13 protein-coding genes are annotated in these 15020 nt (G+C 71.3%); 11 read left to right on the forward strand and 2 right to left on the reverse strand.

The window, feature by feature from the left end; genetic code table 11:
* Both IE318_RS24270 and IE318_RS24275 read right to left on the reverse strand, forming a co-directional pair.
* Positions 1 to 1311, reverse strand: a 1311-nt coding sequence (locus IE318_RS24270) for a sensor histidine kinase (RefSeq protein WP_229903725.1), incomplete at its 3' end; no start/stop codon positions are given.
* Positions 1312 to 1441: 130 nt separating this feature from the next.
* Positions 1442 to 2677 (reverse strand): sensor histidine kinase, encoded by a 1236-nt coding sequence (locus tag IE318_RS24275; protein WP_189903641.1) that lies wholly within the window; start codon positions 2675 to 2677, stop codon positions 1442 to 1444.
* A gap of 248 nt (positions 2678 to 2925) precedes the next feature.
* Here IE318_RS24275 and IE318_RS24280 point away from each other — a divergent pair, with 248 nt between their 5' ends.
* The 11 genes from IE318_RS24280 to htpX all read left to right on the forward strand — a co-directional run bounded on the left by IE318_RS24280 (position 2926) and on the right by htpX (position 14092).
* Entirely contained in the window at positions 2926 to 3342 is a 417-nt protein-coding gene (locus IE318_RS24280; RefSeq protein ID WP_373311253.1) for an NADH-quinone oxidoreductase subunit A, read from the forward strand.
* Positions 3333 to 4001 (forward strand): NADH-quinone oxidoreductase subunit B, encoded by a 669-nt coding sequence (locus IE318_RS24285; protein WP_189903643.1) that lies wholly within the window; start codon positions 3333 to 3335, stop codon positions 3999 to 4001. The genes IE318_RS24280 and IE318_RS24285 overlap by 10 nt, the downstream gene beginning before the upstream one ends.
* Entirely contained in the window at positions 3998 to 5314 is a 1317-nt protein-coding gene (locus tag IE318_RS24290) for an NADH-quinone oxidoreductase subunit C (RefSeq protein WP_189903645.1), read from the forward strand. Before IE318_RS24285 ends, IE318_RS24290 begins: the two co-directional genes overlap by 4 nt.
* A complete protein-coding gene (locus IE318_RS24295; protein ID WP_189903647.1) occupies positions 5311 to 6279 on the forward strand; it encodes a complex I subunit 1/NuoH family protein in 969 nt (322 codons plus the stop codon). Before IE318_RS24290 ends, IE318_RS24295 begins: the two co-directional genes overlap by 4 nt.
* A gap of 110 nt (positions 6280 to 6389) precedes the next feature.
* Positions 6390 to 6926, forward strand: coding sequence for a 4Fe-4S binding protein (locus IE318_RS24300; RefSeq protein ID WP_051844301.1), 537 nt, complete (start codon positions 6390 to 6392; stop codon positions 6924 to 6926).
* Positions 6923 to 7528, forward strand: coding sequence for an NADH-quinone oxidoreductase subunit J family protein (locus IE318_RS24305; RefSeq protein WP_051844289.1), 606 nt, complete (start codon positions 6923 to 6925; stop codon positions 7526 to 7528). Before IE318_RS24300 ends, IE318_RS24305 begins: the two co-directional genes overlap by 4 nt.
* Positions 7528 to 7929 carry an NADH-quinone oxidoreductase subunit NuoK gene (gene nuoK / locus IE318_RS24310; RefSeq protein ID WP_189903649.1) on the forward strand — a complete coding sequence of 134 codons (402 nt, stop codon included), beginning with the start codon at positions 7528 to 7530 and terminating at the stop codon, positions 7927 to 7929. The genes IE318_RS24305 and nuoK overlap by 1 nt, the downstream gene beginning before the upstream one ends.
* Positions 7926 to 9920 (forward strand): NADH-quinone oxidoreductase subunit 5 family protein, encoded by a 1995-nt coding sequence (locus IE318_RS24315; protein WP_189903651.1) that lies wholly within the window; start codon positions 7926 to 7928, stop codon positions 9918 to 9920. The genes nuoK and IE318_RS24315 overlap by 4 nt, the downstream gene beginning before the upstream one ends.
* Positions 9921 to 9926: 6 nt before the next feature.
* Positions 9927 to 11555, forward strand: a complete 1629-nt coding sequence (locus tag IE318_RS24320; protein WP_189903653.1) for a complex I subunit 4 family protein — start codon at positions 9927 to 9929, stop codon at positions 11553 to 11555.
* The gene (locus IE318_RS24325; RefSeq protein ID WP_189903655.1) at positions 11552 to 13075 is read left to right on the forward strand and encodes an NADH-quinone oxidoreductase subunit N; all 1524 of its coding nucleotides are present in this window, start codon (positions 11552 to 11554) and stop codon (positions 13073 to 13075) included. The genes IE318_RS24320 and IE318_RS24325 overlap by 4 nt, the downstream gene beginning before the upstream one ends.
* Before the next feature lie 153 nt (positions 13076 to 13228).
* Entirely contained in the window at positions 13229 to 14092 is an 864-nt protein-coding gene (gene htpX / locus IE318_RS24330; protein ID WP_189903657.1) for a zinc metalloprotease HtpX, read from the forward strand.
* The last annotated feature ends 928 nt before the right edge of the window (positions 14093 to 15020 follow it).

Below are 15020 nucleotides of genomic sequence, written 5' to 3' on the forward strand. Positions count from 1 at the left end.
GTCCACCGCGTCCAGCCGCTCCGCCAGCCCCGCGAGCCCCGACCCGGCGGAGACGTCGGCACCGCCCACCCCGTCGTCCATGACCTGGAGCATCAGCCGGTTCTCGGAGCGCCACACGTCCACCGAGGCCGACCGCGCCCCGCTGTGCTTGCTGATGTTCTGCAGCAGCTCGGACACCGTGAAGTACGCGATCCCCTCGATCGCCGGCGCCGGCCGCTCCACCAGGTCCACCTCCACCCGCACCGGCACCGTGCAGCGCGAGGCGACCGCGGACAGCGCCGCGTCCAGGCCCCGGTCCGTCAGCACCGCCGGGTGGATCCCGCGCGCCAGGTCGCGCAGCTCCTGCAGCGCGGTCTTCACCTCGCCGTGCGCCTCGTCCACCATGCGCGCCGCCGCGTTCGGGTCCTCGGCCAGCTTCTCCTTCGCCAGTCCCAGATCCATCGCCAGCGCCACCAGCCGGGCCTGCGCCCCGTCGTGCAGGTCCCGCTCGATGCGCCGCAGGTCGGCGGCGGCCGTGTCCACCACGACCCCCCGGTCCGACTCCAGCTCCACCACTCGCGCCGACAGCCGCGACGGCCCGAGCAGCCCGTGCACCATCACCCGGTCCACCGTCGTCAGCGCCCGGATGATCCACGGCGTGGCCAGCGTGAACAGCAGACCCACCAGCCCGGTCACCGTGATCTCGAACGGGTTGTCGATGTAGATCCGGTGGTGCTCGTCGCCGTAGAGCTGGATGCCGCCCTGGCCGGCCCACATCGGGAAGACCCAGAACCACAGCGGGTACGTCAGCAGCGTCCAGCCCACCGACCAGACGGTCACGGCGACCACGAAGGAGAACACCGCCCACGGGAACTGCACCACGGCGTAGAGCAGGGCCCGCCAGGAGGTGCCGCTCTTCAGCACCGCCCCCGTCCAGGCCAGCAGTCCGTTGCCGGTCTTCGGGCGCAGCGGCTCCGGGTCGGCCACCTCCAGGCCGAGCAGCCCGCGCGCCCGCGCCCGCTCCAGCACGCCGAACCCGCGGCAGCCGGCGAGCGCCGCCGCCAGCACCGGGATCCCCAGGAACGTCACCAGCAGGCCGCCGCCCAGCGAGACCATCGTGACGGCGTACGTGAAGAGCATGATGCCGATCGGCAGGCCGAGCAGCACGTATCCGAACTCCCGCCAGCTGCGTGCCTCGAACGGCGCCCGCAGGCCGGCGGGCAGCCGGTGCCGCCGGCCGGAGTCCTCGCCCTGGAAGCCGGTCCCGCTGTAGGGCCCGTATCCCTGTCCGTACTGCGATCCGTACTGGTGCGATCCGTACTGGGTGGCCATCGGCGTCGTCCCGTTCCCCTCGTCCTGCTTGTCGTGGTGCTCGCGTGCTTCCGCTGGTACTCCTTCAGCCTGCTCGACCGCAGGTGACGGGGCCATGGAGCGCGTCGGCGTCCTGGGTGGGGGGTTTTCCCTACCCCTTGTGGGTGCCCGTGCCCCGGCCGCCCGGGGTGCCGGTCCGGTCCCGCCAGGGCAGTTCCGCCGTGATCGTCGTCGGACCGCCCTCCGGCGACTCGACGACGAACAGCCCGTCGACGGCGCCCAGCCGCTCCGCCAGGCCCCGCATACCGGTGCCGCGGTCCAGGCTGGCGCCGCCGCGGCCGTCGTCCCACACCTGGATGAGCAGCCGCTCGTCGGTCCGCCACACGTCCACCGAGGCCGACCTCGCCCCGCTGTGCTTGCTGATGTTCTGCAGCAGCTCCGACACCGTGAAATAGGCGATGCCCTCGATGGCCTCGGCCGGACGCGCGTCCAGGTCGACCGTCACCTTCACCGGCACCGTGCAGCGCGTGGCGACCGATGACAGGGCCGCGTCCAGGCCGCGGTCGGTCAGCACGGCGGGATGGATGCCGCGGGCCAGGTCGCGCAGCTCCTGCAACGCGAGCTTCACCTCGCCGTGCGCTTCCGCGACCATCGCGGCCGCCGAGTCGGGGTCCTCCAGCAGCTTCTCCTTGGCCAGACCCAGCCCCATGGCCAGGTTGACCAGCCGGGCCTGCGCCCCGTCGTGCAGGTCCCGCTCGATGCGCCGCAGGTCGGCGGCGGCCGTGTCCACCACGACCCCCCGGTCCGACTCCAGCTCCGCGATCCGCCGCTCCAGCTCGTCGGAGGGCGACAGCAGTGCCCGCACCATCGCCCGGTCCACGTTCGACAGGCCCCGCGCGAGGAACGGCAGCACCGGCCACAGCACGAACAGCGACGTCAGGGTGACGGTGAAGGTGAGGATGCCCCAGGGCAGCCGGATGAAGTCGTACAGCGCGGTACGCCAGCCCACCGGGTCCTTCAGGGCCAGCCACAGCCGGTTGAACAGCCCCTTGGTGCGGCCCAGCGGCAGCGGACTCGGCTCGTCTATCCGCACCCCGAGCAGTGCCCGGGCCCGCGCCCGCTCCAGCCTGCCCAGCTGCCGGGCGCCCATCAGCCCGGCCGCGAGCAGCGGGAAGCCGACGACGGTGACGGTCAAGCCGGTGCCGATGGTCAGCACCGTCACCACATAGACGAAGCCGAACAACGCCACCGGCAGGTTCACCAGGAGATGCGCGATCTCCTTCCAGGTGGTCGGGTCGAAGGCGAAGCGAGCCGGCGGCAGCCGGTCCCGGTCCTGGTCGTCGGCGCCGGACGCCGCCGGGTCGGTGGAAGGGATACGTGCGGTCATACGAGTCAGCGTGCCGTGCGACGGCCCCCCGGCGCCATGAGGCCGACCGCCCTGGCCGGCGGGGGAAAACCCCACCCCGCCCAAACGGTGCGGGGGGTCCGTCTCAGGAAATGCGGTGGGTCCGTCTCACGCTGCGGCAGGCCTGTCTCATGGTGCGACGGGCTGCTTACCCTCTCTTTATCAGGGCCTAGACTCCCGTGCGTACAGAATTACGGACACCACGAGGTCAGGGAGCGAGGGACGGACCGGTGCCTGAGACGTTGCCGCAGACGGTTCGGGGGTCGACCCTCGTCGCGGCGGACTACTTCCAGTCCTACTCGGTCGTGGGCCTGCTCGCCGTCGTGGGTGTGCTGTTCGTCGCCGTCGCCTTCGGGGCCGGTCGTCTGCTGCGCCCGGTGGTCCCCACGCCCGAGAAGCTCCTGACGTACGAGTGCGGTGTCGATCCCGTCGGTGAGGGCTGGGCCCACACCCAGGTCCGCTACTACGTCTACGCGTTCCTGTACGTGATCTTCGCCGTCGACTCGATCTTCCTGTTCCCCTGGGCGACCGTCTTCGCCGCCCCCGGCTACGGCGCGGCGACGCTGGTGGAGATGTTCGTCTTCCTCGGCTTCCTGGCCGTGGGCCTGCTGTACGCATACAAGAAGGGCGTCCTGGCATGGACGTGAACCCCTCCACCCCGGGCGTGAACGACTCGACCCAGGGCGTGAACCCCTCGGTCTCCGAGCCCGTGTACCTGCCTGAGCCGAAGCGGCTGGGCGCTCTCGCGCGTCTGGCTCCCGAGCCGATGAAGGTCATCCTGAACTGGGGCCGCCGCTACTCGCTGTGGGTCTTCAACTTCGGCCTCGCCTGCTGCGCCATCGAGTTCATCGCCGCGTCCATGGCCCGCCACGACTTCATCCGCCTCGGCGTGATCCCGTTCGCGCCCGGGCCGCGCCAGGCCGACCTGATGGTGGTGTCCGGCACGGTCACGGACAAGATGGCCCCGGCCGTCAAGCGTCTGTACGAACAGATGCCCGAACCCAAGTACGTCATCTCCTTCGGCGCCTGCTCCAACTGCGGCGGCCCCTACTGGGACTCGTACTCCGTCACCAAGGGCGTCGACCAGATCATCCCGGTGGACGTCTACGTCCCCGGCTGCCCGCCGCGCCCGGAGGCGCTGCTCCAGGGCATCCTGAAGCTCCAGGAGAAGATCGCGCGCGAGTCGCTGGGGGAGCGGTACGGCAACGGGCCGGCCCGGCCCTCGGCCGCCGCCCTGCAGAGCGATCTGGTCCAGCCGCCCGCTCCGGCTCCCGCCGGGACCGCCGGCGAGGAGGACGCGCGATGAGCGGCACCGGCTGGCTGCCCGCGCCTGCCGAGGAGCTGTTCGGCGCCGAGGCCACGGCGGAGGAGTCCTACGAGGTCCTGACGGTCGACGTACCGCCGACCGCGTGGGTGTCCGCGCTGCGGACCGCCCGCGACGAGCTGGGCTGCACCTACTTCGACTGGCTGAGCGCGGTCGACGAACCGGGCACCGGCTTCCGTATCTCCGCCCACGTGGTGGCGCTCTCGCCGGTACGGCGGCTGCTGCTGCGCACCACGGTCGCGCACGAGGCGCCGGTCCTGCCCACCGCGGTGGACGTCTACGCCGGTGCGGCCTGGCACGAACGCGAGACCCACGAGATGTTCGGGGTCGGCTTCGAGGGCCACCCGGCCCTGGACCACCTCCTGCTCCCGGAGACCTTCGAGGGCCACCCCCTGCGCAAGGACTTCGTCCTCGCCGCCCGGGTCGCCAAGGCCTGGCCCGGGGCGAAGGAACCGGGCGAATCCGAGCACGGCGGTCCCAAGCGCCGCCAGATGCTGCCTCCGGGCGTACCCGACCCCAACGAGTGGGGGCCCATGAAGGGCCGGCTCCCGGCCGCCCCGGCCCGTCCGGCGAGGGGCGCCGGCCGGGCGGCGGGCGAACGCCCGGCCCGTGCCGCCGGCGACCGCCCGGCACGGCGCACCCGCACGGCGGCCGAGGGCTCGGCGAGCCAGACGGCCACGGCGACGGGAGCCGGGGCCGGTGCGGAGGCTGTCCAGGGAGCCGGGGCGGCTGGTGCCGGAGAGGCGCCTGGGGCCGGTGCGGCACAGGGCGCGGCGCCGGAGGGTGCCGCCGCCAGGCCACGCCGGATGCGGAGCGCGAGCCAGGGCTCGGCGAGCCAGCAGCGGGCCGCCGCGTCGGAGGACGCTCCGGAGAGCACGGCGGCACCGGAGAGCGCGGCGGAGCAGAAGCAGGCCGCGGCGGAAGGCACCACCGAGCAAGGCCCGGCAGCGGAAGGACCGGCCGCGGAGGCCTCGGTGGCCCACGAGCCCGTCACTCCGGCCGAGGGGTCGGCTCCCTCGACTCCGGAGGAGCCCGGGCCGTCCACGCCGGCCAAGGCCCCCCGCAGCTCCGACGCCCCCTGGCACCACGCCCGCCCGGCCTTCGACGAACCCGGACAGAGGCCGGAACGGGAACCCGAGCCGAAGCCCGACTCGAAGCCCGGACCGAAGCCTGCGCCGGAGCCCGAACCCGAGTCCGAGCCCGAGCCCACGCGCGAAGACCCCGACCGCCCCGCCCAGTCCGAGCGCCCCGCCCAGCCCGAGCGCCCCGACCGTCCCGAAGGAGGCCCGCAGTGAACGACGCTGTCGACGTCGCCCTGCGACTCCTGATCGTCTTCGCGGTCTTCCTCACCTTCCCGCTGATCGTCGGTCAGACCGAGCACAAGGTGATGGCCCACATGCAGGGCCGCCTCGGCCCGATGTACGCGGGCGGCTTCCACGGGTGGGCGCAGCTCGTCGCGGACGGTGTGAAGTTCGCGCAGAAGGAGGACGTGGTCCCCGCGGGCGCGGACCGCCGCATCTTCCAGCTCGCCCCCGCCGTAGCCCTCCTGCCCTACCTGCTGGTCCTGCTCGCCGTCCCCATCGGGCCGGGCGAGGGCGCGGTCGGGCAGGTCCTGGACGCGGGCATCTTCTTCGTGCTCGCCGTGATGGGCGTGGGCGTCCTCGGCTCCCTCATGGCCGGATGGGCCTCCGCCAACAAGTTCTCCCTCCTCGGCGGCCTGCGCACCGCCGCCCAGCTCCTCGCCTACGAGCTCCCGATGCTGCTCGCCGCCGCCTCCGTGGCGATGGCGGCCGGCACGGTCTCCCTCACCGGCATCCTCGACGCCTTCCACTGGTGGTGGCTGCCCTGGCAGATCGTCGGCGCGATCGTCTTCTTCGTCGCCGGCCTCGCCGAGCTCCAGCGTCCTCCGTTCGACATGCCGGTCGCCGACTCGGAGATCATCTTCGGCGCCTACACCGAGTACACCGGTCTGCGCTTCGCCCTGTTCCTCCTCGCCGAGTACGCGGGGATCATCGTCCTGTGCGGTCTGACCACCGTCCTCTTCCTGGGCGGCTGGCACGGGCCGTGGGGCGCCGACGGCCTCGGCTGGGTGTGGACCCTGCTGAAGGCGGCCGTCCTCGCCTTCGTCGTCATCTGGCTCCGCGTCACCTACCCGCGGCTGCGCGAGGACCAGCTCCAGAAGCTGTCCTGGACCCTCCTCGTCCCCCTGTCCCTCGCCCAGATCGCTCTTACCGGCATCGTCAAGGTGGTGATCTCCTAATGTCCCGCCCGTCGCCCGACCACCGCCCCTCAACGACGCCCTCCGGGCGGCCCCGTCCATCGGTACCCGGCTCCGGCCTCGCCAAGGGTCTGGCCGTCACCCTGCGCACCATGACGAAGAAGACCGTCACCGAGCAGTACCCGGATGCCCTGCCCGACCTGCCTCCCCGCACCCGCGGCGTGATCGGCCTGTTCGAGGAGAACTGCACGGTCTGCATGCTGTGCGCCCGTGAGTGCCCGGACTGGTGCATCTACATCGACTCCCACAAGGAGACGATCCCGGCGGCGACCCCCGGCGGCCGCGAACGCAGCCGCAACGTCCTCGACCGCTTCGCCATCGACTTCTCCCTGTGCATGTACTGCGGTATCTGCATCGAGGTCTGCCCTTTCGACGCTCTCTTCTGGTCCCCGGAGTTCGAGTACGCCGAGACCGACATCCGCGACCTCACCCATGAGCGCGACAAGCTGCGCGAGTGGATGTGGACGGTTCCGGCCCCGCCCGCCCTCGACCCCGGCGCGGAGGAGCCGAAGGAGATCGCCGCCGCCCGCAAGACCGCCGAGAAGCTGGCCGCAGCCCAGGCCGAACCCACCGAACCGAAGGCCCAGGCCGAACCCACCGATCCGAAGGAAGGAGAAGGACAGTCGTGACCCTCGCCGCCGCACAGCACGGCTTCCTCTCCCCGACGGGCGTCGAGATCGCCTTTCTCCTGGTCGGCCTGGCAACCTTCGGCGCCGCACTCGTCACCGTCACCACCCGGCAGCTCGTGCACGCCGCCCTGTGGCTGGTGGTGACCCTCGGCGGGCTCGCCGTCGAGTACCTCCTGCTCACCGCCGAGTTCATCGCCTGGGTGCAGGTCCTGATCTACGTCGGTTCCGTCGTCGTCCTCCTCCTGTTCGGTCTGATGCTCACCAGGGCCCCCATCGGCCGCTCCCCGGACGCCGACTCCGGCAACCGCTGGGCCGCCCTCGCCGTGGCCGTGGCCTCCGCGGCCGCCCTGGTCTGGGTCGTCGTCGACGCCTTCCGCACCACCTGGATCGACCTGGACGGTGCCGCCGCCGGCACGACGAAGGTCACCGGCGAGAGCCTCTTCCAGAACTGGGTCCTGCCCTTCGAGGCCCTCTCCGTCCTGCTGCTGGCCGCCCTGGTCGGCGCGATCGTCCTGTCCCGCAAGGCGAAGGCGGACGCCGCCACCGCCGCCCAGGCCCGCGAGCCCCGGGGCGAGCAGGCCGCCGAGGAAGGCGCCCGCTGATGCACCTGGTCTATCCCGCCGTACTCTCCGCCCTTCTGTTCTGCACCGGCCTGTACGGCGTCCTCGCCCGCCGCAACGCGATCCTGGTCCTGATGTCGGTCGAGCTCATGCTCAACGCCGTCAACCTGAACCTGGTCGCCTTCGACGTCTGGCTCAGCAAGGCCGCCCGCGAGACCCTGCACTCCGGCCAGGCACTGACCCTGTTCACCATCACCATCGCCGCCGCCGAGATCGGCATCGGCCTGGCGATCGTCCTCGCCGTCTACCGCAACCGCGGCACCTCGGACATCGACCGGCTCCGCGACGCCGCCGAGGGACCCGACGACGACCCCGACTCCGGCCACGACAGCGACGCCGCCGCGACCGCGCGGGCCGCCGAGAAGGCTGAGGCCACCGCGTGACCACGACCACCCTCGCCGTCCTCGTACCCCTCCTTCCGTTCCTGGGCGCCGCGGCCGGCCTGCTGCTCGGCCGCACGGCCCCCGGCTTCATCCGTCCGCTCGCGGTCCTGCCGACCCTCGCCTCCCTCGTCCTGGCCGTGCTGGTCGCGGCCGACCAGGGCGGCGGCCCGGCCGTGGACGCCGCCACCGAGCTCACGCCCACCGGCTCGGTCCCCGTCGAGCTCGCCCTGCACATCGACGGCTTCGCCGCGCTCGTAGCCGTCCTGGTCGCCGTCGTCGCCGGCTGCGTGCAGATCTACTCGACGGGCTATCTCCGCGACGACCCGCGCTACTCGTCGTACGCCGCTCTCGTCTCCCTGTTCACCTCCGCGATGCTGCTCGTCGTCTACTCGGGCGACCTGATCGTGCTGCTGGTCGGCTGGGAGATCATGGGCATCTGCTCCTACTTCCTGGTCGGCCACTACTGGGAGACCCCCGAGGCCCGTGCCGCCTCCATCAAGGCCTTCCTGGTCACCAAGCTCGGTGACGTGCCCTTCCTGATCGGCCTGTTCGCGCTTGCCACCGACGCCGGGTCCTTCCGGATCACCAAGGTCCTCGGCGCGGTGGCGAACGGCGGCCTGCACCACCCGACCCTGATCGCCCTGCTGCTCCTCGCGGGCGTGGCCGGCAAGTCGGCGCAGTTCCCGCTGCACACCTGGCTGCCCGACGCGATGGCGGGCCCGACCCCCGTCTCCGCGCTGATCCACGCAGCGACGATGGTCGCCGCCGGTGTCTACTTCGTCGCCCGTCTCCTCCCCGTCTTCCAGGCCTCCTCGGCCGCGATGGTGGTCCTGGCCGTCATGGCCGCCGTGACGATGGCCGGTTCGGCGCTCGCCGCGCTCGCCCAGGACGACATCAAGCGCGTCCTCGCCTACTCGACGATCGGGCAGCTCGGCTACATGACCGGCGCGCTCGCCGTCGGCGACCGCGACGCCGCCGTCTTCCACCTCCTGTCCCACGGCGCCTTCAAGGCGCTGCTCTTCCTCGCCGCCGGCGTGATCATCCACGCCGCCGGCACGAACTCACTGGCCGCCATGTCGCGCATGGCCGGCCTGCGCGACCGCGTCCCGGACGCCTACTGGACGATGACCGTGGCGCTTCTCGCGCTCGCCGCGATCCCGCCCTTCAGCGGCTTCTTCTCCAAGGAGTCCGTCCTCGGCGCCGCCGAGCACGTCGCCACCGGCCACACCGGCCACGCCCCCGGCCCGGCCGGCTGGATCGTCCTCGCCGCCGGACTCCTCACCGCGCTGCTCACCGCCGCGTACGCCATGCGGCTGTGGCTGCTGGCCTTCCGCGGCCAGGGCGCCGAGGCCCCCGAGCACGGCAGGCAGCCCCTGGCCATGAACGCCGTGCTGTGGGTGCTCGCCGTGCCCTCCCTCGCCTTCGGCGGCCTCGCCTTCCGGGTGCTGCCCGACTGGTTCGACGGCCGCGACCTCGCCCCGACCCTGACCACCTCCGTGCTCGGCACGGGCCTGGCCCTGGTCGGCGGCATCGTCACCTACGGCGCCTGGCGGCACACCAGCGCACTCGCGGCCCGTGTCCCGCTCGGCGCGGTCGCCGCCCACCCGGAAGCCGACGCCGGACTCGTCGAGGCCGAGGCCATCGCCACCCACCGGCCCGCCTACGGCGACATCGCCTACGCGCCCGACCCCGCCGACCCCGGACGACTGCTGCTCGGCCCGCTCCACCGCCACGCGGCCGTCGGCTTCCACCTCGATGCCGTGTACGCGACGCTCTTCGTCCGCCCGGTCCAGGCCGGGGCGAGCCTCGTCAGGTTCCTCGACCGCGAGGTCGTCGAGACCTACGTGCGCGGCGCCGGAGCCGTGCCGCGGCTGCTGGGAGCCGCCGTACGGCGGGCCCAGACCGGCAATGTGCAGACCTATGTGAGCGCGCTGCTCGCCGGCACCGTCGTCCTGGCGGTCGCCGCCGTCCTTCTCGCCACGGGAGCGTGAGCAGGCGTGATCGATATCAACGAGTCCGTGATGCAGTTCCTTCTGGCATTCGTCGTCGTCGGCCCGCTCCTCGGGGCGCTCGCCGCTCTCCTGCCGGCCCCGCCCGGACTGAAGGGGAAATCACCCGAGCAGGCCGTGCTCCGGCACGGCGTGACCGTCACCGGCGCGATCCTCATCGCCGCGATCGTCCTCGCGGCCGGCTTCGACCACGACCACCCGTCGAAGATGCAGGCCACGACCGACATCAGCTGGATCCCCGCACTCCATGTGCGCATCCACCTCGGCATCGACGGCATCTCCCTCCCCCTCGTCGTCCTGACCGCGCTGCTGACCTTCCTCTGCGCGCTCTACAGCTACTTCAAGCCGCCCGCGGGCCCGTCCCCGAAGGCCTTCGTCGCGCTGCTGCTCATGCTCGAGTGCGGCACCCTCGCGACCTTCGCCGTCCTCGACCTGCTGCTGTTCTTCCTCGCGTTCGAGACCGTGCTCGTCCCGATGTACTTCCTCATCGCCCGCTGGGGCGGCGAGGGCCGCCGGGCCGCCGCCTGGCGGTTCATCCTCTACACCCTCCTCGGCTCGGTCGTCATGCTGCTCGGCCTGCTCCTGATCGGGATCAAGGCCGGCACCTTCGACATGGTGGCACTCGCCACTGACAACGGCCGGTCACTCACCGCATCCGTGCAGGTCATCGCCGTTCTGGCGATCGGGATCGGACTCGCGGTCAAGGCTCCGATGTGGCCGCTGCACAGCTGGCTCCCGGACGCCCACACCGCCGCCCCGACCGTCGGTTCGGTCCTGCTGGCCGGTGTCCTGTTGAAGATGGGTACGTACGGGTTCGTCCGGATCCTGCTGCCGATCGCACCGCACGGCTTCCACACCTTCGCGCCCTACCTGGCCGCCTTCGCCGTCGTCGGGATCATCTACGGGTCCCTGGCCTGCCTCGCCCTCGCCAAGCGCGGCGCCAAGGGCGACCTGAAACGGCTCATCGCCTACTCCTCCGTCGGCCACATGGGCTTCGTCCTCCTCGGCATCGCCACCACCACCCCGACCGGCGTCAACGGCGCCCTCTTCGCCAACATCGCCCACGGCCTCATCACCGGCCTGCTGTTCTTCCTGGTCGGCGGGCTCAAGGACCGCACCGGCACCACCGACCTCGACACCCTGGCCCTCCCGTCGCCCGACCACCACCCCTCAACGAGCGGCTCCGCCGCGCCGAGCCAATTCGAGACTGGAGCGGCGCTGTACGGCAGGGCCCCCCGCCTCGGCGGCCTGCTCGCCTTCGGCGCGGTCGCCTCGCTCGGCCTGCCCGGCCTCGCCGGATTCTGGGGCGAGATGCTCGCCCTGTTCGGCGCGTTCAAGCCCGCCGCCGACCTCAACCGGCCCGCCTTCCTCACCTTCATGGCGATCGGCGCGTTCGGCACCCTGCTGACGGCCGCGTACATGCTCGTCGTGGTCCGCCGCGTCTGCATGGGCGCCGTACCGCAGCAGGCTCCGAAGCTCGGCGACGTCCACAGCTTCGAGTTCGCGGCCTGGACCCCGCTCGTCGCCCTCACCGTCCTCGCCGGGCTCTGGCCGAAGGCCCTGCTCGGGCTCACCGACCCGGCCGTGCAGCATCTCCTCGCAGGAGGCACCCGATGAGCGTCCTGGCCCAGTCGTCGGCCGCGTCGGCGGTCCAGTCCGTCGACTGGCTCGCCATCGCGCCGCCCACCCTCACCGCCGTGATCGCCCTGGTGGTCCTGGTCGCCGACCTGTTCGTGCCGAAGACGCGCAAGCCCGTGCTCGGCTGGCTCTCCGTCGCCGGCCTCGCCGCCTCCGCGCTGTTGCTGCTGCCCCTCCTGGACGGCGACCGCAGCACCTTCTGCCTGACGAAGCAGGCCGGAGTCTGCAGCTACACCGCCGACCACTTCGCCCTCGTGATCCAGTTCCTGGTCCTCGGCGGCGCCCTCCTCGCGGCCCTGCTGTCCGTCACCGCGCTGAAGGACGCGCGCGGAGGACTCCCCGAAGGGGAGTACTGGTTCCTGCTGCTGTCCTCCGCCGCCGGAGCCGCCCTCCTGCCCGCCTCCCGCGACCTCGCGACCCTCATCGTCGCCCTGGAAGTCGCCTCCCTGCCCGCCTTCGCCCTCGTCGGCCTGCGGCACGGCGACCGGAGGTCCTCCGATGCGGCCCTGAAGTTCTTCCTGTCGTCGGTCACCGCCACCGCCGTCAGCCTGATGGGCATCAGCTTCGTCTACGCCTCCACCGGCACCCTCTACCTCACCCAGATCGCCGGCCGCATCCAGCACGTCGACGGACAGCTCCACACCCTCGCCCAGACCGGTGTCGTCCTCACCCTGGTCGGCTTCGCCTTCAAGACGGCCGCCGTCCCCTTCCACTTCTGGGTGCCCGACACCTACGTCGGCGCCCCCCTGCCCATCGCCGCCTACCTGTCCGTGGTCGGCAAGGCCGTCGGCTTCACCGGCCTGATCCTCGTCACCGTCGTCGCCTTCCCCTCGTACGCCGACGCCTGGGGCCCCGCGCTCGCCGCGCTCGCCGCCCTGACCATGACGGTCGGCAACGTCGGTGCCCTGCGCCAGCAGGCCACGCGCGCGTACAGCGCGATCCGGCTGCTCGCCTGGTCCTCCGTCGGCCAGGCCGGCTATCTCCTGGTGCCGATCGCCGCCGCGGGCTACTCCAAGGACGCCCAGAAGTCGATCGGCTCCACGGTCGCCTACGCGCTGATGTACGCCGCCGTGAACCTCGGCGCCTTCGCCGTGGCCGCACTCGTCGGCCGTACGAGGCGACACAACCGCCTCACGGACTACCGCGGCCTGTACGCCACCAACCCGGTGACGGCCCTCCTCCTGGCCTTCTTCCTGCTGTGCCTGGCCGGGCTGCCGCCGGGCGTCATCGGCCTGTTCGCGAAGGTCACGGTCTTCTCCGCAGCCGTCGACGCCGGACTCGGCTGGCTCGCCGTCGTCATGGCCGTCAACGTCGTCGTCGCGCTGTTCTACTACCTCCAGTGGGCGGCCCTGCTGTTCCGCGCCCCCGAAGGCGAACCCCTCCGGCACCGCGTCCCCGCCCCCCTCACCGCCGCGATCACCCTGACGGCCGTCATCGGCATCGCACTGTCCGGCGCACCCCAGTTGGTCCTGCGCTTCGCGAGCACCGGCCTGTTCTGAGCAGGGCGGCCTCGCACCCACCGGGGAACCCGCGGCGCTCGCCTGGCGTTGACCGGACAGGAAGGGTCAACTGGACGTGACACCACGACACCAGTGGCCACCGCACAGCAACAAGCGAAGGGTTCCCCTGCCGCACCACTTGGAGGGCGTACCGTGCACCGCCGGCACAACGGGCTCAGGACCGCAGTACTCCTCGGGGGACTGTCCGCACTCATCATCGTCATCGGCAGTCTCTTCGGCCGCACCGGCCTGATCGTCGCCGTGCTCGTCGCCATCGGCACCAACGCCTACGCGTACTGGAACAGCGACAAGCTGGCCCTGCGCGCGATGCGCGCCCGCCCGGTCAGCGAGTTCGAGGCCCCGGCGCTGTACCGCATGGTCCGCGACCTCTCCACCCAGGCCCGCCAGCCGATGCCCCGCCTGTACATCTCGCCGACGGAGGCACCCAACGCCTTCGCGACCGGCCGCAACCCGCGCAACGCGGCCGTGTGCTGCACCGAGGGCATCCTGCGCATCCTGGACGAGCGCGAGCTGCGCGGCGTCATCGGCCACGAGCTCAGCCACGTCTACAACCGCGACATCCTGATCTCCTCCGTCGCCGGCGCCCTCGCCTCCGTGATCATGTTCCTGGTCAACTTCGCCTGGCTGATCCCGGTCGGCCGCTCGGACGACGACGAGGGCCCGGGCCTGCTCGGCATGCTTCTGATCATGATCCTCGGCCCGCTCGCCGCCACGCTCATCCAGCTGGCCATCAGCCGCTCCCGGGAGTACGAGGCCGACGCGTCCGGCGCCCGCCTCACCGGCGACCCCCTCGCCCTCGCCGGCGCCCTGCGCAAGCTGGAGACGGGCACCCAGCAGCTCCCGCTGCCCCCCGAGCCGCGCATCCAGACCGCCAGCCACATGATGATCGCGAACCCGTTCCGGCCGGGTCAGGGACTGTCGAAGATGTTCTCCACGCACCCTCCCATGACAGAACGCATCGCCCGACTGGAGCAGATGGCGGGCCCCCACCGATGAAGACATTCATCGACGTCATCCGGTGGTGATCACCGCGGGCAGCGTCTCGGGCCGGATTTACCGGCTGGCGCTTGGCCCAGCGGCCCGGCAGACTGCCGGGCCGCTCCCAAGCTGCGTGGATAAAGTGCCCCGGCTAGTATCGTCTGTATGGCCGGTGCCAAGGGCCGTTATGGTCAGGGAAGGCAAAGGCACCGGGGTGAGCCGCCGAAGCGGCCTGTTGCTCCCATATCCCCTCATCTCGCGTGGTCATATGCGGTGACGGTGTAGGCGGGAAGACCTGGTGTAGAGGTTCCTCACTCATGGTCAGCGTTCGCATACATGTACTGCATATAGCAGGGGCCCTCTGCGTTGTTGCGCTGCTTGTCGCAACACCAGTGTCGCTGGGCACAGGAAATATGGCGATTTCTCGAAGTAGGTTGTGTCTCCGGTTGGGAAGCCACAATTTCCTGTCCCGATTCAACAGCCGGCACCCGCGCCAACTCTCTCTCAGGAAAGAGATCTCTCAACCTGACTCTCCCAGGCTCGAATGCGTGCACCTTCGCTGACTCTTCGAGCAGCTAGTTTTTAGGCTAGATGTTAGCCGCAGGGGGAATGGTTCACCGCTGGGGGAAAGCGGTCTACCTGGAAAAGAGAGCTGGAGAGGTTCCATGTTCACTGCTCGAAAGCGTATTGGGCGCATAGCAGGAATCTCCTGCGTTGCCGCTCTGGCCGCCGGAACCCTCGGCGTGGCGAACGCCGAAGCCGCACCGACGAGCCATGACGCTGTGGTGCATTCGGTCAGCAAGCCGAAGCCGCCACGTCCGACACCGAACACACCGAACACTCCGAACACTCCGAACACGGGTCGGGGGAACACTCCGAATACGCCGAACACCCCGAACACTCCGAACACCGGTCGGGGCAACACTCCGAATACGCCGAACACCCC

It is taken from the genome of Streptomyces spiralis (assembly GCF_014654675.1).
Taxonomy (GTDB): Bacteria; Actinomycetota; Actinomycetes; order Streptomycetales; family Streptomycetaceae; genus Streptomyces; species Streptomyces spiralis.